The sequence below is a fragment of the bacterium genome, from assembly GCA_013360215.1.
GTDB lineage: Bacteria > CLD3 > CLD3 > SB21 > SB21 > JABWCP01.
Map to the genome: position 1 here is coordinate 112,073 of JABWCP010000001.1, position 22,440 is coordinate 134,512.

The 22,440-nt window shown below is 45.0% G+C and carries 24 protein-coding genes and 1 tRNA gene; 2 read left to right on the forward strand and 23 right to left on the reverse strand.

Annotated elements, in window-relative coordinates; translation table 11 throughout:
• Positions 1–21: 21 nt before the first annotated feature.
• Both HUU58_00505 and HUU58_00510 read right to left on the reverse strand, forming a co-directional pair.
• Entirely contained in the window at positions 22–1,464 is a 1,443-nt protein-coding gene (locus HUU58_00505) for a proline--tRNA ligase (GenBank protein ID NUN44135.1), read from the reverse strand.
• Between the two features lie 188 nt (positions 1,465–1,652).
• Positions 1,653–1,726: transfer RNA gene (locus HUU58_00510), tRNA-Arg, on the reverse strand.
• A 356-nt stretch (positions 1,727–2,082) separates the two neighbouring features.
• Between HUU58_00510 and HUU58_00515 the strand changes: the two genes are divergently transcribed.
• The gene (locus HUU58_00515) at positions 2,083–5,217 is read left to right on the forward strand and encodes a TonB-dependent receptor (protein NUN44136.1); all 3,135 of its coding nucleotides are present in this window, start codon (positions 2,083–2,085) and stop codon (positions 5,215–5,217) included.
• A gap of 307 nt (positions 5,218–5,524) precedes the next feature.
• Here HUU58_00515 and HUU58_00520 read toward each other — a convergent pair whose 3' ends face one another.
• From HUU58_00520 to HUU58_00535, 4 genes are read right to left on the reverse strand one after another with little or no spacing between them, the layout of a single operon-like run.
• On the reverse strand, positions 5,525–7,108 hold the full coding sequence (locus HUU58_00520; protein ID NUN44137.1) for a M20/M25/M40 family metallo-hydrolase: 1,584 nt from the start codon (positions 7,106–7,108) through the stop codon (positions 5,525–5,527).
• 40 nt (positions 7,109–7,148) lie between these two features.
• Complete coding sequence (locus tag HUU58_00525; GenBank protein NUN44138.1) at positions 7,149–7,964, reverse strand: ankyrin repeat domain-containing protein; 816 nt, start codon at positions 7,962–7,964, stop codon at positions 7,149–7,151.
• 16 nt (positions 7,965–7,980) lie between these two features.
• Entirely contained in the window at positions 7,981–8,472 is a 492-nt protein-coding gene (locus tag HUU58_00530) for a flavin reductase family protein (GenBank protein NUN44139.1), read from the reverse strand.
• 8 nt (positions 8,473–8,480) lie between these two features.
• Positions 8,481–9,656 carry an IscS subfamily cysteine desulfurase gene (locus HUU58_00535; GenBank protein ID NUN44140.1) on the reverse strand — a complete coding sequence of 392 codons (1,176 nt, stop codon included), beginning with the start codon at positions 9,654–9,656 and terminating at the stop codon, positions 8,481–8,483.
• A 112-nt stretch (positions 9,657–9,768) separates the two neighbouring features.
• Here HUU58_00535 and HUU58_00540 point away from each other — a divergent pair, with 112 nt between their 5' ends.
• Positions 9,769–10,179 carry a hypothetical protein gene (locus HUU58_00540; protein NUN44141.1) on the forward strand — a complete coding sequence of 137 codons (411 nt, stop codon included), beginning with the start codon at positions 9,769–9,771 and terminating at the stop codon, positions 10,177–10,179.
• An 85-nt stretch (positions 10,180–10,264) separates the two neighbouring features.
• Here HUU58_00540 and HUU58_00545 read toward each other — a convergent pair whose 3' ends face one another.
• From HUU58_00545 to rimM, 17 genes are all read right to left on the reverse strand, one after another.
• Positions 10,265–10,459: a hypothetical protein gene (locus tag HUU58_00545; protein NUN44142.1), complete on the reverse strand. Its 195-nt coding sequence runs from the start codon at positions 10,457–10,459 to the stop codon at positions 10,265–10,267.
• 31 nt (positions 10,460–10,490) lie between these two features.
• Complete coding sequence (locus tag HUU58_00550; GenBank protein NUN44143.1) at positions 10,491–11,708, reverse strand: GTP-binding protein; 1,218 nt, start codon at positions 11,706–11,708, stop codon at positions 10,491–10,493.
• 163 nt (positions 11,709–11,871) lie between these two features.
• A complete protein-coding gene (locus HUU58_00555) occupies positions 11,872–12,183 on the reverse strand; it encodes a hypothetical protein (protein ID NUN44144.1) in 312 nt (103 codons plus the stop codon).
• Positions 12,184–12,261: 78 nt separating this feature from the next.
• Positions 12,262–12,816 (reverse strand): hypothetical protein, encoded by a 555-nt coding sequence (locus HUU58_00560; GenBank protein ID NUN44145.1) that lies wholly within the window; start codon positions 12,814–12,816, stop codon positions 12,262–12,264.
• A 40-nt stretch (positions 12,817–12,856) separates the two neighbouring features.
• Positions 12,857–15,253: a TonB-dependent receptor gene (locus HUU58_00565; protein NUN44146.1), complete on the reverse strand. Its 2,397-nt coding sequence runs from the start codon at positions 15,251–15,253 to the stop codon at positions 12,857–12,859.
• Between the two features lie 80 nt (positions 15,254–15,333).
• Positions 15,334–15,663 (reverse strand): hypothetical protein, encoded by a 330-nt coding sequence (locus HUU58_00570; protein ID NUN44147.1) that lies wholly within the window; start codon positions 15,661–15,663, stop codon positions 15,334–15,336.
• Between the two features lie 23 nt (positions 15,664–15,686).
• Entirely contained in the window at positions 15,687–16,244 is a 558-nt protein-coding gene (locus HUU58_00575; protein ID NUN44148.1) for a hypothetical protein, read from the reverse strand.
• 2 nt (positions 16,245–16,246) lie between these two features.
• A complete protein-coding gene (locus HUU58_00580; GenBank protein NUN44149.1) occupies positions 16,247–16,888 on the reverse strand; it encodes a ribonuclease H-like domain-containing protein in 642 nt (213 codons plus the stop codon).
• Positions 16,889–17,410 carry an adenine phosphoribosyltransferase gene (locus HUU58_00585; protein ID NUN44150.1) on the reverse strand — a complete coding sequence of 174 codons (522 nt, stop codon included), beginning with the start codon at positions 17,408–17,410 and terminating at the stop codon, positions 16,889–16,891.
• A gap of 20 nt (positions 17,411–17,430) precedes the next feature.
• Entirely contained in the window at positions 17,431–17,703 is a 273-nt protein-coding gene (locus HUU58_00590) for an acylphosphatase (protein ID NUN44151.1), read from the reverse strand.
• Positions 17,700–18,710, reverse strand: coding sequence for a diguanylate cyclase (locus tag HUU58_00595; GenBank protein NUN44152.1), 1,011 nt, complete (start codon positions 18,708–18,710; stop codon positions 17,700–17,702). Before HUU58_00595 ends, HUU58_00590 begins: the two co-directional genes overlap by 4 nt.
• 11 nt (positions 18,711–18,721) lie before the next feature.
• Complete coding sequence (locus HUU58_00600) at positions 18,722–19,414, reverse strand: SDR family oxidoreductase (protein NUN44153.1); 693 nt, start codon at positions 19,412–19,414, stop codon at positions 18,722–18,724.
• Positions 19,415–19,486: 72 nt separating this feature from the next.
• Entirely contained in the window at positions 19,487–19,804 is a 318-nt protein-coding gene (locus HUU58_00605) for a hypothetical protein (GenBank protein NUN44154.1), read from the reverse strand.
• Positions 19,805–19,812: 8 nt separating this feature from the next.
• Positions 19,813–20,655 (reverse strand): geranylgeranylglycerol-phosphate geranylgeranyltransferase, encoded by an 843-nt coding sequence (locus HUU58_00610; GenBank protein ID NUN44155.1) that lies wholly within the window; start codon positions 20,653–20,655, stop codon positions 19,813–19,815.
• Positions 20,656–20,744: 89 nt separating this feature from the next.
• Positions 20,745–21,119: a 50S ribosomal protein L19 gene (gene rplS, locus HUU58_00615; protein NUN44156.1), complete on the reverse strand. Its 375-nt coding sequence runs from the start codon at positions 21,117–21,119 to the stop codon at positions 20,745–20,747.
• Positions 21,120–21,147: 28 nt separating this feature from the next.
• On the reverse strand, positions 21,148–21,891 hold the full coding sequence (gene trmD / locus HUU58_00620) for a tRNA (guanosine(37)-N1)-methyltransferase TrmD (protein NUN44157.1): 744 nt from the start codon (positions 21,889–21,891) through the stop codon (positions 21,148–21,150).
• A gap of 21 nt (positions 21,892–21,912) precedes the next feature.
• Positions 21,913–22,440, reverse strand: a complete 528-nt coding sequence (rimM, locus tag HUU58_00625; protein ID NUN44158.1) for a 16S rRNA processing protein RimM — start codon at positions 22,438–22,440, stop codon at positions 21,913–21,915.

The following is a 22,440-nucleotide window of genomic DNA, read 5'->3' on the forward strand; positions in this document are numbered from 1 at the left end:
TGCCCTCTGTTTAAGCAGTCATTAATACGCTTTAGCGAAAATTACCTGCACATCCGTTTCTTGGCCTGTCAACACACAGCGACCTTTTTCTCCGGACTGCTCCATCGGTATGCATCGGATCGTGGCCTTGGTTTCTTCTTTGATCTTGGCTTCATCTTCGCGCGAACCCGCCCAAAAGCAACGTGCAAAACCTTCTTCGTTTTCTACGATCTTTTTTAATCCGGCATAATCGCTGACGAAAATTGTATTTTTATCGCGAAATTCTTTTGCCCGATCAAATAGATTTTTTTGAATCTCTTCCAATAACGCTGGAATACGTGACGAAGCTTCATTGACCTTCATAGTGATTTTATCCGTTTTGGCCGTTTTATCACGACGTGCGCATACGATCTGGCCGGCGGCTAAATCTTTCGGGCCCAGTTCGACGCGGATCGGCACGCCTTTGACTTCCCATTCGTTAAATTTGAAACCCGGGCGATACTGATCACGGTCATCCACATGCGTGCGAATGCCTTTGGATTGCAAGTCGGTTTTCAACTTTTGCGCGGCTTCCACCGTCGCAGTACGTTCATTATCTTCTTTATATATCGGAACTATCACCACCTGCATCGGTGCCAATTTAGGCGGTAAAACCAATCCGTTATCATCGCTGTGTGCCATAATGAGTGCACCGATCAGACGAGTGCTTACCCCCCAACTGGTTGCCCATACATGCTGGAGCTGAGCATTCTCATCCTGAAACTTCACGTCGAACGCTTTGGCAAAATTTTGCCCGAGATTATGCGACGTACCGGCTTGAAGCGCCTTTTTGTCTTGCATCATCGCTTCGATACAGTAGGTGTGCAGTGCGCCGGCAAATTTTTCAGAATCGGTTTTTTTTCCGTGGTAAACCGGCAATGCCATATACTCTTCAGCGAACGTTTTATAAACATGCAGCATCTGCATAGCTTCTTTTTCCGCGTCATCATACGTCGCATGCGCGGTATGCCCCTCCTGCCATAGAAATTCCGTCGTCCGTAAAAACAATCGAGTACGCATCTCCCATCGCACGACGTTCGCCCATTGATTGATCAAAATCGGCAAATCGCGATAGGAATGAATCCAGTTTTTGTACATACTCCAAATGATTGTTTCCGACGTCGGTCGTACGTATAAACTTTCTTCCAGTTTTTTTCCACCGCCATGCGTGACCACCGCACACTCCGGCGAAAAGCCTTCAACGTGCTCTTTTTCTTTAGTCATGAAACTTTCCGGTATGAATAGCGGAAAGTAGGCATTGACATGGCCGGTATCTTTAAACATTTTATCTAAAGATTGTTGAACCAACTCCCATATCGCATAACCATTTGGACGAATTACCATACAACCTTTGACCGGCGCATAATCGGCCAGTTGAGCCTGCGCAATGACATCCAGATACCATTGTGAATAATCTTGTTCGCGTTTAGTAATTCGTTCAGCCATGGGTCGATTCCTTCGATAAAATAAAAAAACTGTTTCGGGTTATCGGGGACACCGGAAACAGCTTTTGTAAATTAATACGTTTTCGTAATACGTTTAAAAGTGTTTCCTATCTCAAGTTGTACTAGGTCGATTATTTAAAAAAGTAAAAATCATAGTCTGTATCTATCATACATTATGTAATAAAGATGTGCGCCCGGCGGGAATCGAACCCACAACCTTTGGCTCCGGAGGCCAACACTCTATCCAATTGAGCTACGGGCGCAAACAAAAACAGCGCGTGCATAGTACAAAACGAGGTTTACAAATTCAAGGTGAATTATGAATAAAAACAATAAATTCTCCTCAAAAAAATTCTTGCAGAAGTAATAACAAATACCTAATATTTCCGCAACAAATCAGTCCCATATTACCTCGTTTAGTTCATTTCTTTTAAGTATTTGTTTTTAAATGTTAATCAATTCTTCACGATGTCCCAATCTCAACTAATAAGGAGAAGTCAGGATGAGAGGTAGTTTTTACTCTCGTAATTGGCGTGGCGCTTTTGTGTATATGGCAATGTTCTTATTTGCCCTTACACTTAACCTCCGCGCTCAGGTGACCACATCTGCCATAAGCGGTATGGTCAAAGATAATAACGGCACACCGCTTCCGGGCGTCAACATAGTCGCCGTACACGAGCCATCAGGAACAAAATCAGGAACCTATAGTCGTTCCGACGGTCGCTTTAATATTCCCGGTATGCGTGTTGGTGGTCCTTATACGATTACCGCCTCAATGATCGGATACAAAGAGCACAAAATTGAAAATATCAACCTTGCTCTCGGCGAAGACAAAAATCTTTCATTTGTATTGGTTGAAGAAGCGGTAGAAATGGAAGGTTCCGAAATTGTTGCTGAGCGTAATCCGATCATCAGCGATACGCGAACAGGGGTAGCCCAGTCAGTTTCAACAAAAGAAATTGAAAACCTCCCTACTATTTCTCGTAGTTTTGACGATTTCACGCGCCTTACCCCTCAATTTTCCGGTAATAGCGCAGCTGGCCGCAATAATCGTTATAACTCAATTCTCATTGACGGCGCCGTAAACAACGATTTGTTTGGGTTAGCCGCAAGCGGTACACCCGGCGGCCAGGCTGGTACCCAACCTATCAGTTTGGATGCCATTCAGGAGTTTCAGGTAGAAATTGCACCGTATGATGTTCGTAAAGGAGGGTTTACGGGCGGTGGAATTAACGCAGTAACGCGCTCTGGAACAAATAAGTATGAAGGCTCAGGCTACTACTATTTTCGAAATGAAAGCTTTGTCGGCAAGTACGAAAACGCAACATCTTATGCAAATTTAGACGAAAAAGTCGCCGGTTTCCGTATTGGCGGCCCCATAATTAAAGATCAATTATTTTTCTTCGTAAATGGCGAGTATTCTACCCGCACAACCCCTACACCGCTTGGTATACTTGGTAACGGAAAAAGCAACGATTTCACCGGTATATCATCATCCGATGCGCAACGCGCGATACGGATATTGGATTCGGTCTATAACTACAAAGCCGGCGGTTATGGTATCCAAGATTTGAAACGCCCCAATACCAAATTTTTTGCTCGTCTTGACTACAATTTAAACAACCAACATCGTCTTACCTTACGTCATAACTTCGTCGACGCAAGCGATGACAATCTGTCCCAGTCATTAAGTTCGACCTCTGCGAACTCAGGTTTTCGTTTGAGTGATGCAGGTTATGAATTCTTGAGCACTACGAACTCAACCGTGTTCCAGGTAAATAGCGTCATCACAAACGAATTGCACAACGAAGCAATTATCGGTTACTCCACAGTTAGAGATCGTCGAAAAATCAACGGATCGCCTTTTCCGGCTATTAACGTTCGCATTGGGAGTAATACTCTGATTGCGGGTAGTGAAAATTTTTCACAAGCAAACAGTTTGGATCAGGATATTCTTGAAATCACAAATAATTTGACGTACTACATGGGTGACCATACAATTATGGCCGGCACTCATAATGAGTTTTTCTCTTTCAAGAACGTTTTCATTCGTGATTTTTACGGCAATTATACTTTTAGCAATCTTGACTCATTAGCCGTAGGATCTCCCAGTTCTTATGGTTTGAGCTATTCTTTGGATACCAATAATTTAAAACCCAGCGCCAAATTTGATGTCCAACAATATGGATTTTACGTTCAAGATATGTGGCGAGTTACTCCTACAATGAATGTGACATTGGGTCTTCGTTTTGACTTACCGGTATTGCCGACCAATCCGACCAATAACCCCACCGTTGATACAACCGTATTTGCGGGCGGTTTGAAGCTAAAAACTTCCGAGGTCCCGAGCGGAAATTTGCTCTTTTCACCTCGACTTGGATTTAACTGGGATGTGAAGGGTAACAATACTACCCAGGTTCGTGGTGGCATCGGTATTTTCTCCGGACGTACTCCCTATGTATGGATTTCTAACCAGTATGGAAATACGGGTATTGAAATTGGCCGCACAACAACCAATCCTGGGCCGCGAAGCTTCAGAACAGATGTCAACAACCAACCCGGGAAAGTATATACTGCCCCACCCAGCGAAATTGATTTGACCGATCCAGATTTTAAATTACCCCAAGTTTATCGATTAAATCTGGGCGTTGATCACGAGCTGCCGATGGGCATTACCGGCACAGTTGATTTTCTGTTGTCAAAAAATAAAAATGATATCCTCTATCAGGATATTAATCTTGTTGGCTCTTCAGGTACTTTGCAACTCAGCAATAGCGGTGACGAGGACGGAAATCGTGTCCGTTACACAACTACGCCGACGAGCACCACGGTAAACAAAATTCGCAGCCAGTACTCCAACGTTATTTATTTAACAAACGCGGATTACGGATACGAATATAGTTTTACAACTCAACTGAGAAAATCTTTTTCAGCTGGATTATTTGGTAGCTTTGACAAAGGATTTTTTGCAAGCATCGCATACACGTATGGACGTGCATTTGACAATAACAGCGGTACCTCCAGCCAAGCGTTTTCAAACTGGCGGTTTAATCCAGTCAAACAAGATCCAAATAACGCACCATCCGCTACGTCAAACTATGAGACACGTCATCGGATTATCAGCTCCGTGGTTTATGATTTTGAATTCATACCTAAATACACGACAACTGTCTCTTTGTTTTACAACGGATTCTCAGGTAGGCCTTATTCCACAACGTATGACGGTGATGTCAACGGCGACGGCCAGACGTCCAATGATTTGATTTATGTTCCCAAGGATCGTAACGATATTAATATCGTTCCTGCTACAGCCAGTGGTGGTGCGCCAGCCGATACGCGTACCGCGGATCAGATTTGGGTTGCACTCGACGAGTATATCTCCGGCGATCCTGTTTTACGTAAATCAAGAGGTAAAATTATTAGCCGAAATGCAAGCCGTGAACCATGGACTAACCGACTTGATTTCCGCCTTGCGCAAGAAATACCTGTCGCCGAACAATGGGGCAAGTTCGAATTGACTGCGGACATTCTCAATTTGCTCAATTTTCTTAATGAATCTTGGGGATTGTCGGAATTTGTTAACAATCAAAACAACAGCGCTATTGTTTACCGCGGTATCATCAGTGGCAAACCTGCATTTACATTCGGAAAGTATAATTTCCTCACAAAAGAATACGAAAACCCAAAACGCACCCAAGTCAGTGATTTGGCATCACGTTGGCAGTTGCAGCTCGGCGTTCGCTATACTTTCTAAGGCAAGCTTTTCCTGAGTATAAAAAGCCCTGATGCCTTCGCATCAGGGCTTTTTATTTATAATATCTGTCCCGGTCTGGATTTCCTAAATAAACACACAAAGCGTGACACAATGCAAGAAGCGGCAAGAATTATCGAGTCGATAATTCTGAACGATAGATTCATGTGTTCTGGATTGCGTTGTTATACAGAGAGGCGTAAGTAAACGTACGCCGACTTACTGAAAAGATCAGTATAAACTTGTAGTATCTTTTTCTAGTTAACGATTTAGTCACCATCGTACAAAAACAATGGAAAAACCTGCTAATTTACTCCTTCTCTATCGCACGCTTAGGCAAAACTTCATCAGACATAGCACTCATATAAACGAAGTAAGCGACAATAGCCGCATTGCGTTTCAAATCTAAAGGCTGGATATGATCATACATATCCATGTTGGTATGCCAAGTGATATTACCATAATCCATGGGATCTTGAATGAACTGAAATCCGTTTAATCCGGCACTGATAAAAGACATGTGGTCCGTACTACCGGTACCTTTAAGTGAAATGGTTGATGCGCCCCAGGAGCGGAAAGGTTCCATCCATTGTCTAAAATAAGACTGCACATCTTCATGCCCTTGCAAATAAATGCCGCGGATTTGACCGCCGCCATTGTCCATGTTAAAATAGACATTGAATTTTTCATACCCCGGTTTAGCGCCGGTCGAATCATATAAATGTTTATTAACATAACCTGCCGAGCCGAGTAAACCTTGCTCTTCTGCTGACCAAAGGCCTATTTTGATGGTGCGACGGGGTTGAAAACCGATAGCTTTGAGAATACGAATAGCCTCCATCATTACGGAAACGCCGGCGGCATTATCCGTCGCTCCGGTGCTGGAATGCCAAGAATCCAGGTGCGCCCCGATCATCACAGTTTCATCTTTGCGATCACTTCCACTCCAAGTCCCTATCGTATTATACGCTTTCAAATCTTTATCACGCCACTCGACTTGGAGATCACATTCCATGATCACTTCTTTACCGCTTTTGATCAATTCGATCAGCTGATTGTACTGCTCCGCAGAAATAGCAATCTGCGGTGCTACCGATGGCGGATTAGGATCCCACGCTTTGGGATTCGTATTACTGAACGGATCGGATTCGTCCACAAGCGGCATGGATGCACCCATAACACGCACTATGCCCGAATGAGGTGTACCGCCGCGAAAACTAAACGATCCTCCGTCCACGATAAGCGCCGGTTGTTGATTATTAATCCATGTAAATATCCTCTGCCTTTCAATAAAAGCCGAGAATCGAGGCGACTTACGAAAACTCTGACGAAAAGATTCTGCTCGTCCTTCATTTTTACCGGCATTGGACATGGTTAATAATTCACTATCGCTCCAGCGTTTAGCATCCGCTTCAAAATCTTCTTCAATCTTTACCTTATCGCCTAAAAGAACAATGGCATTCTTGAGCTTGTTTGAATATTTCTTCTGAATGTCCTCGAGTTTAGTTTCGTTGATATACAAGATTTTTGATCGTACCGTACCGCGCGTAGCGGGTGACCAAGCTTTGGGATAAGCGATGAGTGGTATCGCATACGGCGCTACAATGCCGGCACGAAAACTTTTCATATCCCATCCGCGACCAAATTCTCCCCACGGCTCGACTTCCGCCGATAAACCCATTTTTTCAAGCGCCTCACGTGTCCAATCGTTAGCGGCCGCTAATCCTTTAGAATTAGTTAAACGTGCACCGATCACATTTGTAAGAACATTCAGAGTTTGCAGAGCTTGCGAGCGCTCTATCGCCTCGGTTTTTATGGCTTCGGCGGCGGCCGAATCACCTTTTTCCGCTTGTGCAAACAGCGAAAGACTACAGCACAAGATTACAATCAACATACGATAAAAATGCATGTTACCTCACAGGATAGTTTTATGTTTATTGATTTTTGGATTCAGAAGTCGTCAGTATTTCGATAATCGTTTCATGTTTTTTAATACGCGCTATGGTAAGTGCCGTGCGCCCTTGCACATCTTTGGCTTTCAAATCAACGCCACGATTAACTAATAACCGAACAGCCTCCATTCGATTATAGTTAACCGCAAGCATCAATACGGTTTCTCCGTTGGGTGTTCTTGCTTCAAGATTAGCTCCTTTGTCCAGTAAAGCCTCAATGATCGGCGCTTTTCCTTTGATAGCGGCCTGCATCAGCGGTGTAAATGAGAACCGATCCATTGCATTAGGATCCGCTCCGCGATCTAGTAAAAGACGTACAACATCCAAACGATCCAGTAACACGGCAAAGGTAAGCGCGCTTTTACCGTCTTTGTCACGCCCATTTACATCGGCACCTGCGGCTATGAGATCGGACACAAGTTCAGCCGGTGCATAACGCACACCGTACATCAATGCTGTTTGCCCATTATTGGCAACGGCCGTCGGATCAGCGCCCTTGCGTAATAGTGAACGAACAATACCGATATGCCCTTCACGCGAAGCGATCATCAGCGGCGTAGGGTCATTGGACTCGCCTTGCGAAACCGAATCCTTATGATTGGTAAACCTCATGTTTGGATTCATCCCGGCCTGAAGAAACATATTGGTCAGAATAAGATCGCCTTTTCGAATTCGCGACAAAAATTCCTGATCGTTGTATGCAATTCCAAGGCGCATCAAATCGCGTTGGGCGCTGTCTTTTGGGTTTGAACAGGAAACGATGACTAAACACATCGCAAGCATAACTATCGTACGCATAATAACTACATTCCTTTTAACCGCCATAATTCCAACCGGTGTCCCGTAATAAAATAGGTTTAAAATCACGACGTACTTTAGCATTAATGATGGAGGCTACTATGATCGAATGATCACCCCGTTCGATACGATCGGTAACCGTACATTCGATATACGCGTACGCTTCATCCAATATCGGTGCGCCGCTTTGATCCGTATCAAACGAATATCCATTGATCATCTGGCCGTTTACTTCAATGTTTTTAAAAAATTTTCCGGCAATCGATTTTTGATCTTCTGATAAAATATTCAGTGCAAATGAATCGGTTTGACGTATCGCCTCATTGGCCCAACTGTCTTTGCGCAATCCCAGCATGATCAGAGGCGGTTCAAAGGATGCCTGACTTACCCAAGTCACGGTTGAGGCGACATACGGGCTTCCTTGGAAATCATGCTGCGCTTTGGCCGTCAAAATGAACATACCGTATTGGAAAAAACGTAATGCTTTTTTTTTATCTTCGTTGGTCATATTAATGTTTATATCGTTTTGGTTAATTTACCGACAGTTTCTGTTATGCGTTTGATCGTATAGTCTATATGGTCCGGTGTGTTCCCGCGTCCAAGTCCAAATCGTAATGAGGCTTTCGCCAATTCTTTAGAAATGCCCATGCGCAGTAAAACATGCGAGGGTTCAGGGACGGCCGACGAACATGCCGATCCGGTGGACACAGCAATATCTTTGAGCGCCATGATAAGGCCTTCGCCATCAATGTCCGGAATGCTGACATTGAGATTATTCGGAAGCCGACGGGAAAAATTGTCGTCTTTTTCAAAATCAGGACCATTTAACCGAATGCCTTTTATTGTTTGTTTTAAGCCACTCCATAGGCGCTCTCTAAGTACGGTATAATGTTTTTGGTTTTGTTGTAATTCATCAACGGAAAGGCGCGCCGCTTCGCCCATGCCCACGATACCCGGCACATTAAGTGTGCCGGAACGTCGCCCGTTTTCATGACCCCCTCCGTGTAAAAGAGCCGTGAGCTGAATACGGGGATTACGTTTTCGAATATACAGTGCGCCAACGCCTTTGGGACCATAAAACTTGTGTGCTGAAAGGGATAATAAATCAGCATTAAGGTTTTCTACGTGCACCGGGATTTTGCCAAGAGCTTGTACCGCATCGGTATGAAGAATAATACCTTTCTCACGTGTAATAGCGCCAATAGCTGCTATATCTTGAATCACGCCGGTTTCATTGTTGGCCAACATGACACTCACCAAAATCGTATCGCTTCGTATGGCGCTGACGATTTTTTGAGGATCCAATAAACCGTCTTGTGAAACCTCCAATACAGTGATTTCAAAACCGGCTTCTCGCAAATATTCACACGTATCCAATACACTGGCGTGTTCGGTCGAAACCGTGATGATATGGCGTCCCTTGTTTTGAAACGTTTCGGCTATACCTTTGATTGCAAGATTATTAGCTTCCGTCGCACCGCTTGTAAATACTATTTCATCCTTGCTTGCCCCGATAGCCGTAGCGATGCGGATCCGCGCTTGTTCTACGGCTTCTTCGGCGATCCAACCGTATTGATGCGTTCTACTGGCGGCATTACCGTAATGCTCAGTTAAATATGGCATCATTTTTTGCAAAACGCGCGGGTCGAGCGGCGTCGTCGCATGGTGATCTAGATAGATCGGTTTTTTCATGGCGACGCAAAGTAGATAATCACTATCATAAAATCAACCGACAGGCCGATGAAAAAAACTTGTTAAAAAAAAATAGCTTTCGTAAGATAGGCTAAACCAAAAGGAAATTATTATGAAAAAAATTCTGACGTTTTTATTGTTCACGGGCGCAATTTCCGTTTACGCGCAGGACGTTTCAAAGCAACTTGAGCGCCTAGATCCGGGTACGGCCACGGCCAATCTGGATAACTTCGGTAAAACTCACAGTGAACAAATCACGGCAGCGCACCAAGCTCGTCTGGGCGAACTCATCAAGGCCGGTACGATCATTATTCGCCAAGACACTATGATCACCGCGGATAAACCGGTTAAAATCGCATTTAACTGGCCTGTTGCAAGCGGTCAAAATCTCAAAGATAAATCCATGGTCAAACGCGACCCGCAGATAATGACACTCTATCCCGCTAAAGATCCGAGCAACAAAGATATTCCACAGCGGTGGCAGGTCACTTACAAAGATGGCACAGTCAAAGCGATACAATAAATTTTTTGTTTAGTTATCAAATAAGCACCCCTTCATCAAAACGGATGAAGGGGTTTTTAGTGGACCTAACTGAGGATATATCGTATTAGAAATTTGTCTCAAGCCATTTTGCTGCAAAAGCGGCTTCATCCTCATGAGCGGGCATACGGACAAACCGTTCGTTGAATTTCCATGCACCGGTTTTGGGCGAAATTGACGAATAAACAATCATAATCGTTTTCCAATTCGCATCGCGCTTTTGTTTATCCGTTTTTTCGCCAAACGTTTGTTTCTTGGCCATATTTTTATAACTCCATTTAAAAATTCATAGATTAATTCACTGCGCTCTCTTCCGCGGATTGGATTATCCACTCGGGAAACGGATCAACAAATCGCACCCAATCCGTATGATCGATTTTCATCTCTTCGTCCGTAAGCAAACACTTTTCAAATGCTTCGCTTAACGAGACTTTATCCATGTCTTTACCTATGAGGACGATTTCCTGACGACGATCTCCGTATGGCGGGTGCATTTGTGCTTCGATATCTTGTATATACGCCGCATCGTCCGGCCATGAACGGCGATCTATCGCAGACCACCAAAAACCAGCCGGTTCATAGTTGCATGTACCGCCGGCTTGTTCCCAATGCCCCGCCCACTCCATGCGCGTCGCCAGCCAAAAATAACCCTTGGATCGAAGCACTCCGGGCCACTCTGTATGCACCCATACCCAAAATCGTTCGGGATGAAATGGTTTTCTTGCGCGAAAGACAAAACTGGAAATACCGTATTCTTCCGTCTCCGGCGTATGTTCACCGCGCAATTCCTTAAGCCAGCCGGGAGCCGACGAAGCTTTATCAAAATCAAAAAGTCCCGTATTCAATATCTGCGTCAATGGCACATCACCGTATTTAGAAAAAACAATCTGCGCGTCAGGATTCAATCTTTGGCATACGGAAAACAAAACTTTTCTGGCCTCTTCACCGATCAGGTCTGTTTTGTTTACGATTATGACATTGGCAAACTCAATTTGGTCTATCAACAAATCGGCGATCGAGCGCTCATCTTCCTCACCCAAAGCAATGTTTCGATCTATCAGTGAATCGCTGCCGCAATAGTCGTTAAAAAAATTATACCCGTCCACAACAGTAACCATCGTATCCAGTCTGGCGTAACGGGATAAACTTTCGCCCTGTTCATCTTCAAACGTAAATGTTTCGGCAACCGGCAACGGTTCGGATATTCCGGTTGATTCGATCAACAGATAGTCAAATCGCCCTTCTTTGGCCAGGCGCGCTACTTCGACAAGAAGGTCTTCGCGCAATGTACAACAAATGCATCCGTTGGTCATTTCGATCAATTTTTCTTCTTTGCGACTTAAGGCGGCCTCACCGTTTTTGACGAGCGATGCATCAATATTTACTTCGGACATATCATTGACGATTACCGCGACACGTTTACCTTCGCGGTTTTTCAAAATGTGATTGAGTAATGTCGTTTTTCCGGCGCCTAAAAATCCGGAAAGCACGGTGACTGGAAGTTTTTTAATCATAAAAGCATCTCTAAAATAAGTGTAAATGAAGAATAAATCATCACTGGCCGGGTCACGGCAATACATAACACCGATCTTTTGTGTAAGGCCAATGGAAAAGGAATAATGGAAAACCTCTGTTAGAAGTTTCCTCATTTAAGGAATAAATGTTAATGTGTATTTAGACGAACAATGGCGGGGCTCGAGCGGAACGACGTGGTAAAATACTTTCAAGAAACCAAACATGGCTGTGGCCTGTGTTCTCATTGATACTAGACACAATAACGAGTGACAACGAATCAACACGATCGTGCCCCAATGCAAATTGATGAGCCAAACAATACGGATGTTGGGCGTCTTCCCCTGTAGAATAGCCGATATCGCTGCTGGCAATTTCAACCGTATGAACCGATATGCCGCACTGATCCGTATGCAGCATCGGTAGCAGGCTACAAACGATCAGATAAAAAACAATGTATAAATATCGTAACAAAGAGTGCACGTTCCGCTTTCCGATTAGAACTAATAAAGGCGTCACATGATAAGTAACGCCTTGTATTTATGAGAAACCTTATTGAATCCGAATCGGAAACTCCACCTCAATATCCGTTTCGCCGGGTGTAGATGTACCGTTTTTGACTCCGGGCTGGTGTTTAAGCGTCACATGCGCTTCGCCGCTTGAGGCCGCACCGGTAATCCAACGCGTCAGTAAACCGACGGGAATATTATTATCATCCACATCGCGATAGTTTACGACAAGGTTAACATCGTGGCCATGAAAGAAAAACATATGATCATTACGTTCATCATACACTTCATTGGAAATCGTATCGGCGGGTTCTTCCGTTTCGTTTAATAAAACGATCGTAGCGTGATAGGTTTTGTTTGCGGCTAATTTAATTGTATCAAACTGTACCGGATCCGCGCCGCCTTCACCGTCCAAATCGCGAAACGAGGCCGTAACCGTATTCGCCGCATTCGAAGTATCTACAAACTTAATCACGACCGATGTGATGAGTTCTTCCGGATTGGTTTCCTTATCGTCTTTTTCGCATCCGCTGAATACAAATAATGACATCAGTATAGTTACAGTTAATAACGCTGTTTTTGAGAAAACACGTGTCATACAACACCCCTTAAGTTTTTCGATTAATGATTTATTTTAACTAAAATTCTAGGTTACCAAACGGAATCTGAACACGCAGCACAATATTGCGACCGGGATCATCTATATAATATCGAAACCGGCTCAGATAATTCGCGTACCGCGTATTGAATACATTATTGATGGCCAGACTGATCGTGATCGGCGACCAGGATGTATGCCATTCGCACCCAACTTCAAAATCAACCGTCACATAGCCGGGTGGCGGAGTGACCGTAACCGAGTCGGCATCGTTTACAAACGTCTCGGCACCTTCAGGTACATGCGATTGACGGCGATACCATGTTATCCCGATATCCACATACGGTTCATGGATCGTACCCGCATCTGAAAAATGCCAATGCATAAGTCCACTAAATCGGTCGGAAGGCATATAAATCAGGGGCTCATCTTTTTTCAAATCGCGACCGCGCACGATAGACCATCCGGCATCAAGACGCACAATGTCAAGGGCATGCCATTGGATCTGACCGTCAATACCGGTCAATTGAGCTTCGGTCTGCGCATAACGAAACGTCGGAAAAGCCCCCCTGATCGTGAGCGTAGGTTTACGCGATGGATACAAATGAATATAGTTATCCATGCGGTTTACAAACACACTCACATCGCCGTTGATCTTTTCACTGTTATGATGCAAAGTGATATCCGTACTGTAGCTTTTTTCTACACCCATCGCAGGATCGCCGATTTCGTATTGTGCCGTGCCATGGTGAACTCCGTTACTATATAACTCATTTACTCCCGGCGGTCGCCACGCCGTACCGGCATTGATCCCGATTGACCAATATTCCGCAAAACGCCGGTTCACACCGACGGCCGCCGAAGTACTGCGATAAACATGGTCTTCATTTTCATTTACACCCAACTTCAACTGTTGTTGTGCTGTAAAGGAAGCATCCAGCCATCGTTGGTCATAGCGTAACCCCGCCTCTGCTGACCAATCATCTTGCACCCATTTTTCGATCCAGTACAGACCGGCATTATATGTACGGAAACTGGGAATCAGACGTATCGCTTGATTGACATTGCGCTGCCGCATGACATTGACGCCGATGGTTCCGGCAAAGTCCCCGATCGGACGATGACGCCATCGTACATCGGCGGTGTAGGTGTACAGCGAAAGATCAAAGGAAGGTTTTTTTAAATCCTCGGCCGGTGTACCGAGCGGCTTATGCGAATCAAACTCCTGACGATGATTGCGTTGCCAACCGCCCTGAAATTCGAAACGATCACCGGCATCCGTTTGACGGTGCACACGAGCTGATATCAGATCATGAGTGATTACCTGACGTGGATTTCCGATCGCGAAGGAAAAATCATCCTCGGTTAATGGAACACGGTTGCGTTTTATCGCAGCGATAAGATCGCTGGTATTCCCGATATGCGAACCTTTGTAGATACCAAGTTCCGTTCCAAAATGACTATAATACAATTGCGATTCCCAGCGATGGTTTCGAAATCCCACCGCCGCAGATCCGTTGAACTCCTGAAATCCGGAATTACCTATGACATAACGCGGTGTTTGAGCATTACCCGCCTTACGCCCGCTGACCTGTGCACGCCAACCAAAACCGGGTTTATTGGCAAGGCCCCCTTCGATTCGCAATGCTCCGGCCATTTGGCGATTATTGGTAAAACCGTTGAGAGAGAGCTCGCCTCCGATTCCGGCATGTTCCGGTAACGGACTTGGCTCTACACGTATCACGCCGCCGATAGCACCTGCTCCGTATTCTAAACCCGAAGCGCCGCGTATCACCGTAATGCTTCCGGCCGCAAACGGATCTATTTCGGGTGCGTGTTCCCCTCCCCACTGCTGTCCTTCCTGCGTTACGCCGTCATTGAGCACGACGACGCGTTGGCTATGCAGGCCGCGCACTACCGGTTTGGCAATCGACGGACCGGTTTGGAGTAACGAGACCCCCGGAACATCCTTTAGGGTTTCTCCCAGGGTTTGTCCGCGATGTTGATCCAGCTGCCCTTCATCCAGTGCCGTCACGGATTGATAGGAATCCATTACATTATCCCGCTCCACGGTTACAGTTGAACCTTCGATCTGTAACGGATCCGGAGTTAATGTGATGTCCAATGTTATTGAACGATTGAGTTCGATCGTTTTTTTATAAATACCGTAACCGATGATCTGGGCCGTAACTTCATACGTACCGGCCTTGAGACCGCTGATCACATAATGACCGTGCGCATCCGTAATTGTTCCCTTTTTTAAGGCGGGAAAAAATACAGACACACCGGGTAATCCATCATGGGTATCTTTATCGTACACAGTTCCGCTGAGTTTGAATGTCTCACCGGGATTTTCTTCAGCAACAGCCGTCGAAAAACCAAATATGAGCATGACCCAAACCACAACGGAAGTACGATGCATCGTTAAAATAGGCATGCATTTCCTTCGTGTAGATCGCGGCAAACTAAATGTCGCCGGATACAATCATGAAACCAAAAGGGAGTTTTAAATGGAAACTAGGAAATTACGGGAGGACCGCGACCGGCATGAACCTGATCAAGTGATGCGGTGTGTATCGGTGAGTAACAAACAATTTCAAATAACGGAATATAAACATGCGAAACGCCGTGAAATTGGACTAAACTATGTGATGCGCTGTACTGGTGCGCCAAACAAAAGTCCGCGTCATCCGATAAATGATGACCGTTTTCAACGTCGGTAATGATCGTTTGCGCAGCTCCGCTACAAGGCAAACGATCCGTATGAAAAAACGGCAGCAGCATAACCAGCGGTACATACGCGATCAATATCAGGCGCGATAAAATATGTTTAGCCGGTTGCTTCATAAAGTATGATAAGATATCGTTAGTTATTTGTCAAGCGGTTTGACGTTGGCCGCTTCATCCAAAATATCAAACAGACGACGGAGCGTTTCGCTTGTTATAACGATAGGATTTTCAGCTGTTGGTTTAGAGGTGATACTCGGGGACGCATCGGCGCTATCGGGTTGATTTTTGTTGGCATCCGGTATCACGTGCAGCTTAAAAATTGAAAGACCGATTCCGCCTTCAGCCATAAGTTCGTCTGACAAATGTGCTATAGCCGATATTTTGATGACATAGATACCATCTGTCAAAAGTTTTGCGGGAGTGGTAATGGCCGTTTCGTGATGTTGGCCATATCTGATTTTTCTGACACTTCCGGGTATCATCGAGGCGCGCCAGCATTCTTCGATGCGTTTTCTTCCGTTCTGGCTTTCTTCCGGTAAATACCGGCCTACCGTGATGGTAAAATAATCAATCATCATCGGTACATCCGCCACGGTGCTCCATTCGATTTCCCAATTCTCCTCAGGAACAGTCATACCGCGTTGCTGCGGCTTCTGTATGGCATCCTGAGGACGCACTTGTATAAAAAATCGTTCCATACCTACCAATTAACCTCTATTTGAATCGGTTTATTTCCGCGATCAAAATATTTGACGTGGCCTTCACGTACACCGTATTCTACCACATCACGCAAAACCTGCACATCTTGCTTACAATAGTCAATGATCTCCTGTATCCGCCCTTCTTTCCACCATTTAAGCGCTTCCAGACCATCCGCACTTTTACCCACATTTAAAGTCGCAGTTGCCACACTGTCCAACTTGATGCGATGTTTGAGTTTGAAACTCAGATATTGCGCGACGTCAAACGAACGCTTGTTGATTGGGGAAACATCTCCGTAATGCGATAATACTTTACTGTCAAAGTTATCGCCATTAAATGAGACAACTTTATCAAAGCCGCTCATATACTGAATCATCGCAGGCACATCTTTTTCATACCATACCTTGAAACCATCATTTTCCGCATAGGTTACCGCAATAGAAATCAGCATCAGATCCGCTCTATCCCAGCCACCGACTTCTTCGGCCAGTTTCTGAGTTTCCACATCGTAGTATACCAAACGTTTTCCGGCTGTGATCGGCTCTTCAACCTGAATCGTTGAAGATTCCAGATCAAAATGCGAATAACAGCTAAACCAATATTCCGCAGGATAGCGATCTTCAGGTACAACAAGCGTCATTTATTCCCCGCTGTAATCCACTAAACTCAGGACTTTATACGGATTCAGTTTTTCTCGTGCACCTAGAAACGATAACTCGATTACGACGCTTATCGCGGCCACTTTACCTCCCAATTTCTCCACTAATGCGCACGTCGCACCGACCGTACCGCCGGTTGCCAAAAGATCGTCCACGATCAACACGCGTTGTTCTGGTTGGATCGCATCGGTATGCATGTGCAACGTGTTTTCACCATACTCAAGTGCATACGAAGCGGATATCGTTTGATACGGCAGTTTCCCCGGCTTGCGAACGGGAATAAATCCAACTCCCATTTTTTCAGCGATGGCTGCACCAAAAATAAATCCACGCGATTCGATGCCGGCAATAAGATCAATTTTCAGTTCAGCGGCGGCTTCTGTCATTGTACGAATAACATGCCTAAAAGCATCCGCATCACCTACCAATGTCGAAATGTCTTTAAAATTAATTCCCGGCTTTGGAAAATCCGGAACTTCACGTATATATTTTTTATAGTCCATAATACGATGCACACTTCAAACTAATATTTAATCATAAAACCGGTGAATTCGGATGTTGCATGCACCCATTCGACGTTTACATTTGTTACACGCGCAAACGTCGGGCCCTTGCGAAGATATTGGAGAAATTGATCGAGTTCGGTGTCATGCCCTTCGACGACGCAGTATACATCGCCATTCTCGAGGTTTTTTACCCAACCGTTCAGTTTACATTCAGCGGCGCGCTTTTCCACAAATCGGCGATACCCGACACCTTGCACCATTCCGCTGACGGTGATGACGGCCCGTTTCATCCTTTGATTTGCTTGTACTCCGGCAGATCCGAATAACGTACCGTCTGGTTACGACCATGTTCTTTAGCGTAGTATAAACCTTTATCGGCCCATTCAATCAACGTAAACTGGTCATTCATCAGATCGTCAGGAAGTGACGAAATACCGACGCTCACCGTCCTGCGAATGGAATTGGTCGCATCTTTAAATTCATGCTCTTCGACTTTTTTACGAATACGATCCGCCACTACAAATGCATTATCAATATCCGTATCCGGAAGAATCGCAATAAATTCCTCGCCGCCAAAACGTCCGCAAATATCTACCAATCGCGCCGTTTCAAGAATTATCGCGGCAATGTCCTTAAGCACCACATCGCCAAAGGCATGGCCATAGGTATCGTTTACTGATTTGAAATGATCCGCGTCAAACATGATAACGGATAAAGGACGCTTATAACGTACGGCACGACGAAATTCGTCATCGAGTTTTTTGTTGATGTATCGGCGGTTGTATAACTTGGTCAATTCATCCGTAACCGATAATTCTTCAAGTTGACGGTTGGCGTTACGAAGCGAATCATTGAGTTGCTTGATGCGCAACATGGAACGAATACGCGCTTGCAATTCGCCCATATCGTAAGGTTTTGTGAGGTATTCATCGGCACCGCAATCAAGTCCTTCGATTTTGCTCATCAGTTCGCTTTTCGCCGTCAGAAGAATGATCGGAATATACTGACCTTCCTCGGTAGCTTTCACGCGTTTGCATACTTCGAAACCGTTCAATTTGGGCATCATGACATCCAAAAGAATAATGTCCGGTATCAATGCCTCCGCCTTATGCAGCGCTTCTTCGCCGTCCTTGGCCGTGTACACTTCGTACTTCATTTTGGATAAAAGAAGCTTGAGGATGTACAACCCGTCATCATCGTCATCCACGACCAATACACGCGTCGGGCGTTTATTGTCTTCCGCGTTGCGCTGGGCTTCGTCTTCTTTGATTGTGTCTTTCGTCTGCAATTCCATCATGGCTTCGCCTTTTAATAATCTCCATGGGAAGGTTTTATGATCATTTCTTCGATAACCGTAGGTGGTGGCACATGATACGCATAAACCACCGTATTTGCAATATCTGCGGGCGGTATCATGGTTTGGGTATCAAACGTCGTTTTGTTCTTTTCCCAAAAATCAGTTCGCACTCCGCCGACCGTAAGATGTGTTACGCGAATTCCTAACGGTCGCATTTCTTCGCGTAGCACTTCGCAAAATCCGAATAATCCAAACTTGGACGCACTGTATGCGCCGTTTTTGATAAATCCTTTGCGCCCGGCCGTTGAACCGACTAAAAAAATATGCGCTTTGCTACTCTTTCGCATAAGCGGCAAAAGGGCCTTCGTCAAATAAAAAGAACCGTTCAGATTGGTATCTATAACCTGCGTCCAATCACGATGCATTGTGTTTTCGATCGTATCAAAAAATCCGACGCCTGCGCAGTGAACCAAAACATCAAGTGTCGGTGTGTGTTCAGATATTTTAGAGACCGCTTCCTCGACCGATTTTTCCGAACGTATATCGCAAGGAATCGAAATCAGACGACTTTTTAAGTCGTTCGTTGTATCATGTTTTGAGGTTCGGGACATTGCAAAAACATCCGCACCCTCAGCCAACCATGCTTTCACCGCTGCCGCGCCAATACCGCCGGTCGCTCCGGTTACGGCCACTTTGAGAACCATACTTTACGGTGATTTATTGATATGATAAATTAAGTAAAACTACGCAATTATGCGCGCACTAGCAACCCTTTTCTAATGCGGACGCATAATGTCACTGATGAGATTTGCCAAAGGCTCTTCATTTCTTTTTTTGGCCGCTTCTTCGATCGCACGTAGTACATTTATTTTTGAGTCCAGCGTAGATGAGGTTTCCTCATGCGGCTGATGGGTTATTAGAGACTGGGCGTAATCCAATAAAAGAAATCGCTGTTCCAGCGTCATTTCGTCAATGAGCTTATGTAACCATCGGCGTGCATTATTCGTTTGCAAAATCAAAATCCGGTCGTCATCCAGACCCGGTTCACTCACAATGGGTTTTGAAATTTCTATTTCATCATACTGTATATTCATAGTCCTCATTATCCGTTGTATATTGCAAATAATCCGATAAACATGGCTAACTTCAGAAGTTGATTCAGCCGGCGTATTTTGAGTGCGGATGTATCACGCCACATCATAAAAGTCACCGCAACGATCAAAGGCATCAATCCGCTCAGCACGATCAGCGCATACCACTTACCATAAAAACCGGTATGATAAGGCCAGTACATCGCAATGCTAAGAATGATAAATGACAACGTCACGATAAGCAATGATGCACGAACGCCATACAGTACGGGAAATGTATTCGCACCGCCGACACGATCGCCTTCGATATCCTCTACGTCTTTAAGTAACTCACGCCCGAACTGAAATAAGAAGGTAAATAACGCAGGATACCACGCATGTTCCGTTTGATCAAAGGCCATACCTCCGGCCAAAAAGTTTACCGATGTAAAAAAACAAACGGTCAGGTTACCCCAGATCGGTGTGCGCTTAAGATATACACTGTAATAGTATAATAGTAGAACAGAAAAAACTACGATACCAAAAACAGCCCAATTTATCCAAGTACTCAAAATTACGGCCGAACCCGTTAAAAAAACATAATACCGTCTCGCAGCCATCAATGACATAGCCCCGCTGGCTATTACGCGGTGCGGTTTATTGATACGATCAATCTCAAGATCAAAAATATCATTGATCACATTGGCTCCCGCACAGACAAAGGCCGCCACAATTCCGGAAAGCAGCGCAATACCCCATGCGACTTCATCTTCTGATGCATCGCTGATCACGAGGATCAACATCGGCGAGAGAAATGAAATCAACGCATTGAGCGGTCGTATAATAGTCAAATAAGGAGTGATACGATGCATCATGTTAAATGTCGTAACAATGGCAATGGAACCGAATAAGAAAAAAAAAAGGGCATGCCAATCGCATACCCTTATTCAATAAAAGTCGAAACTTATTTTGCGGCCGTTTGTGCCGTTTCCGTTGTATCCACAATATCTTGAATACGTGCACTCTTACCACGGCGACCGCGGATATAATAAAGTTTGGCACGACGAACACGACCACGCTTCAAAACTTCGACGGTACCAAGGCGGGGCGAATTAGCCAAAAAGATACGTTCCACGCCGACACCGTTTGAAATTTTGCGAACGGTGAATGATTCATGGATACCGCTTCCACGGCGTTGGATTACGACGCCTTCAAATGTCTGAATACGTTCTTTATCGCCTTCAACTACTTTTACATCTACGGCAACCGTATCGCCTGCGCGAAATTCCGGTATATCGTTACGCAACTGGAATGCCGTAAAGGCATCTACTTTGTTCATGGGTTCCTCCAAAATATGTATTGTTAAATTATTTTTTTAATACTTCTTCTTTACGTATCAAATCGGGACGAAGCTTACGCGTCATTGCCAACCTTTGCTCTTCCCGCCATGTTTGTATCGCTTCGTGATGCCCTTGCAGTAATACCTCAGGTACTTTCATTCCACGAAAGTTTTCCGGCCGCGTATAATACGGGCAATCTAAAACACCTTCCTGAAACGAATCCGTCAACGCCGACTGCGCATCACCGATGGCACCCGGTAAAAGTCGAACCGTCGCATCCACCATTGCCAAAACCGGTATCTCGCCGCCGGTCAGAACATAATCTCCGATGGAAACAGATTGGGTAACTAGTTTTTCATGGACCCTTTCGTCTATACCTTTGTAATGGCCGCAAATAAAAACCAGATGTTTTTTCAATGAAAATTCCACGGCTTTTTTCTGGTCAAATGTTTGCCCCATCGGTGAGGTCATAATTACATCCGTATCCGGACTAATCACATCGCGTACATGATTTGCACTGGTGATCGGAGGAATCTGAAGCACCTCCTCAATACAAGCAAACATCGGCTCCGGTTTGATAAGCATACCGCCGCCGCCGCCGTAAGGTGTATCGTCTATGGTGCGATGCCGATCTTGCGTGTATGTACGCAGATCAATGGCACGAATCTGTACCAGCCCTTTTTTGGCCGCACGTCCCACGATACTGTGACCCAGTGCATCGCCGATCATTTTCGGAAATGCCGTGATGATGTCTATACGTAAAGTACTCATTGTAAAAGAACATCGCTCCGTTTAGGAGACCGTCTGATATTCCAGCAAACCCGGAATCAGATGTATTGTAATAACGCCGGTTTCTTTATTGATAGCCTTAATAAATTCTGCAACGGCCGGAATTCGGTATCTTTTGCCTTGCACCTCAATGACGTACAGATCATGTGCAGGTGAGGTTTCGACATCGGCTAAAATTCCTATTTTTTTTCCGGATTCGTCCCGCACTTCCAAACCCGTAATATCCTTCACATAAAAAGCATCTTCGGGTAAAGCCGGCAACAACTTTTCGAGTAACCATATTTCGCCTTGCGACCAAACATCCGCGGAAGACTTATCCTGCATCTCACGCAATTTCAGGATCGTATCATTACCAAAACGTATGCGCTCAATATGCATTTCCGCTTGTTTACCGAACCGCGACTTTAAAACACAGGGCGTACCGGATTCCAATTCTTCCAGACCGTCGTTGAAAACTTCGATCTTAAGTTCGCCACGTAAACCGTGGCTGCGCAAAATACGACCGACCTGAATTAATGCCTCGGATTGCAC

What these genes read in the sequence shown, in the direction of transcription:
- HUU58_00505 (NUN44135.1), bottom strand. Translation starts at nt 1,464, where the DNA reads ATGGCTGAACGAATTACTAAACGCGAACAAGATTATTCACAATGGTAT.
- HUU58_00515 (NUN44136.1), top strand. Translation starts at nt 2,083, where the DNA reads ATGGTCAAAGATAATAACGGCACACCGCTTCCGGGCGTCAACATAGTC.
- HUU58_00520 (NUN44137.1), bottom strand. Translation starts at nt 7,108, where the DNA reads ATGTTGATTGTAATCTTGTGCTGTAGTCTTTCGCTGTTTGCACAAGCG.
- HUU58_00525 (NUN44138.1), bottom strand. Translation starts at nt 7,964, where the DNA reads ATGCGTACGATAGTTATGCTTGCGATGTGTTTAGTCATCGTTTCCTGT.
- HUU58_00530 (NUN44139.1), bottom strand. Translation starts at nt 8,472, where the DNA reads ATGACCAACGAAGATAAAAAAAAAGCATTACGTTTTTTCCAATACGGT.
- HUU58_00535 (NUN44140.1), bottom strand. Translation starts at nt 9,656, where the DNA reads ATGAAAAAACCGATCTATCTAGATCACCATGCGACGACGCCGCTCGAC.
- HUU58_00540 (NUN44141.1), top strand. Translation starts at nt 9,769, where the DNA reads ATGAAAAAAATTCTGACGTTTTTATTGTTCACGGGCGCAATTTCCGTT.
- HUU58_00545 (NUN44142.1), bottom strand. Translation starts at nt 10,459, where the DNA reads ATGGCCAAGAAACAAACGTTTGGCGAAAAAACGGATAAACAAAAGCGC.
- HUU58_00560 (NUN44145.1), bottom strand. Translation starts at nt 12,816, where the DNA reads ATGACACGTGTTTTCTCAAAAACAGCGTTATTAACTGTAACTATACTG.
- HUU58_00565 (NUN44146.1), bottom strand. Translation starts at nt 15,253, where the DNA reads ATGCCTATTTTAACGATGCATCGTACTTCCGTTGTGGTTTGGGTCATG.
- HUU58_00570 (NUN44147.1), bottom strand. Translation starts at nt 15,663, where the DNA reads ATGAAGCAACCGGCTAAACATATTTTATCGCGCCTGATATTGATCGCG.
- HUU58_00575 (NUN44148.1), bottom strand. Translation starts at nt 16,244, where the DNA reads ATGGAACGATTTTTTATACAAGTGCGTCCTCAGGATGCCATACAGAAG.
- HUU58_00580 (NUN44149.1), bottom strand. Translation starts at nt 16,888, where the DNA reads ATGACGCTTGTTGTACCTGAAGATCGCTATCCTGCGGAATATTGGTTT.
- HUU58_00585 (NUN44150.1), bottom strand. Translation starts at nt 17,410, where the DNA reads ATGGACTATAAAAAATATATACGTGAAGTTCCGGATTTTCCAAAGCCG.
- HUU58_00590 (NUN44151.1), bottom strand. Translation starts at nt 17,703, where the DNA reads ATGAAACGGGCCGTCATCACCGTCAGCGGAATGGTGCAAGGTGTCGGG.
- HUU58_00595 (NUN44152.1), bottom strand. Translation starts at nt 18,710, where the DNA reads ATGATGGAATTGCAGACGAAAGACACAATCAAAGAAGACGAAGCCCAG.
- HUU58_00600 (NUN44153.1), bottom strand. Translation starts at nt 19,414, where the DNA reads ATGGTTCTCAAAGTGGCCGTAACCGGAGCGACCGGCGGTATTGGCGCG.
- HUU58_00605 (NUN44154.1), bottom strand. Translation starts at nt 19,804, where the DNA reads ATGAATATACAGTATGATGAAATAGAAATTTCAAAACCCATTGTGAGT.
- HUU58_00610 (NUN44155.1), bottom strand. Translation starts at nt 20,655, where the DNA reads ATGATGCATCGTATCACTCCTTATTTGACTATTATACGACCGCTCAAT.
- rplS (NUN44156.1), bottom strand. Translation starts at nt 21,119, where the DNA reads ATGAACAAAGTAGATGCCTTTACGGCATTCCAGTTGCGTAACGATATA.
- trmD (NUN44157.1), bottom strand. Translation starts at nt 21,891, where the DNA reads ATGAGTACTTTACGTATAGACATCATCACGGCATTTCCGAAAATGATC.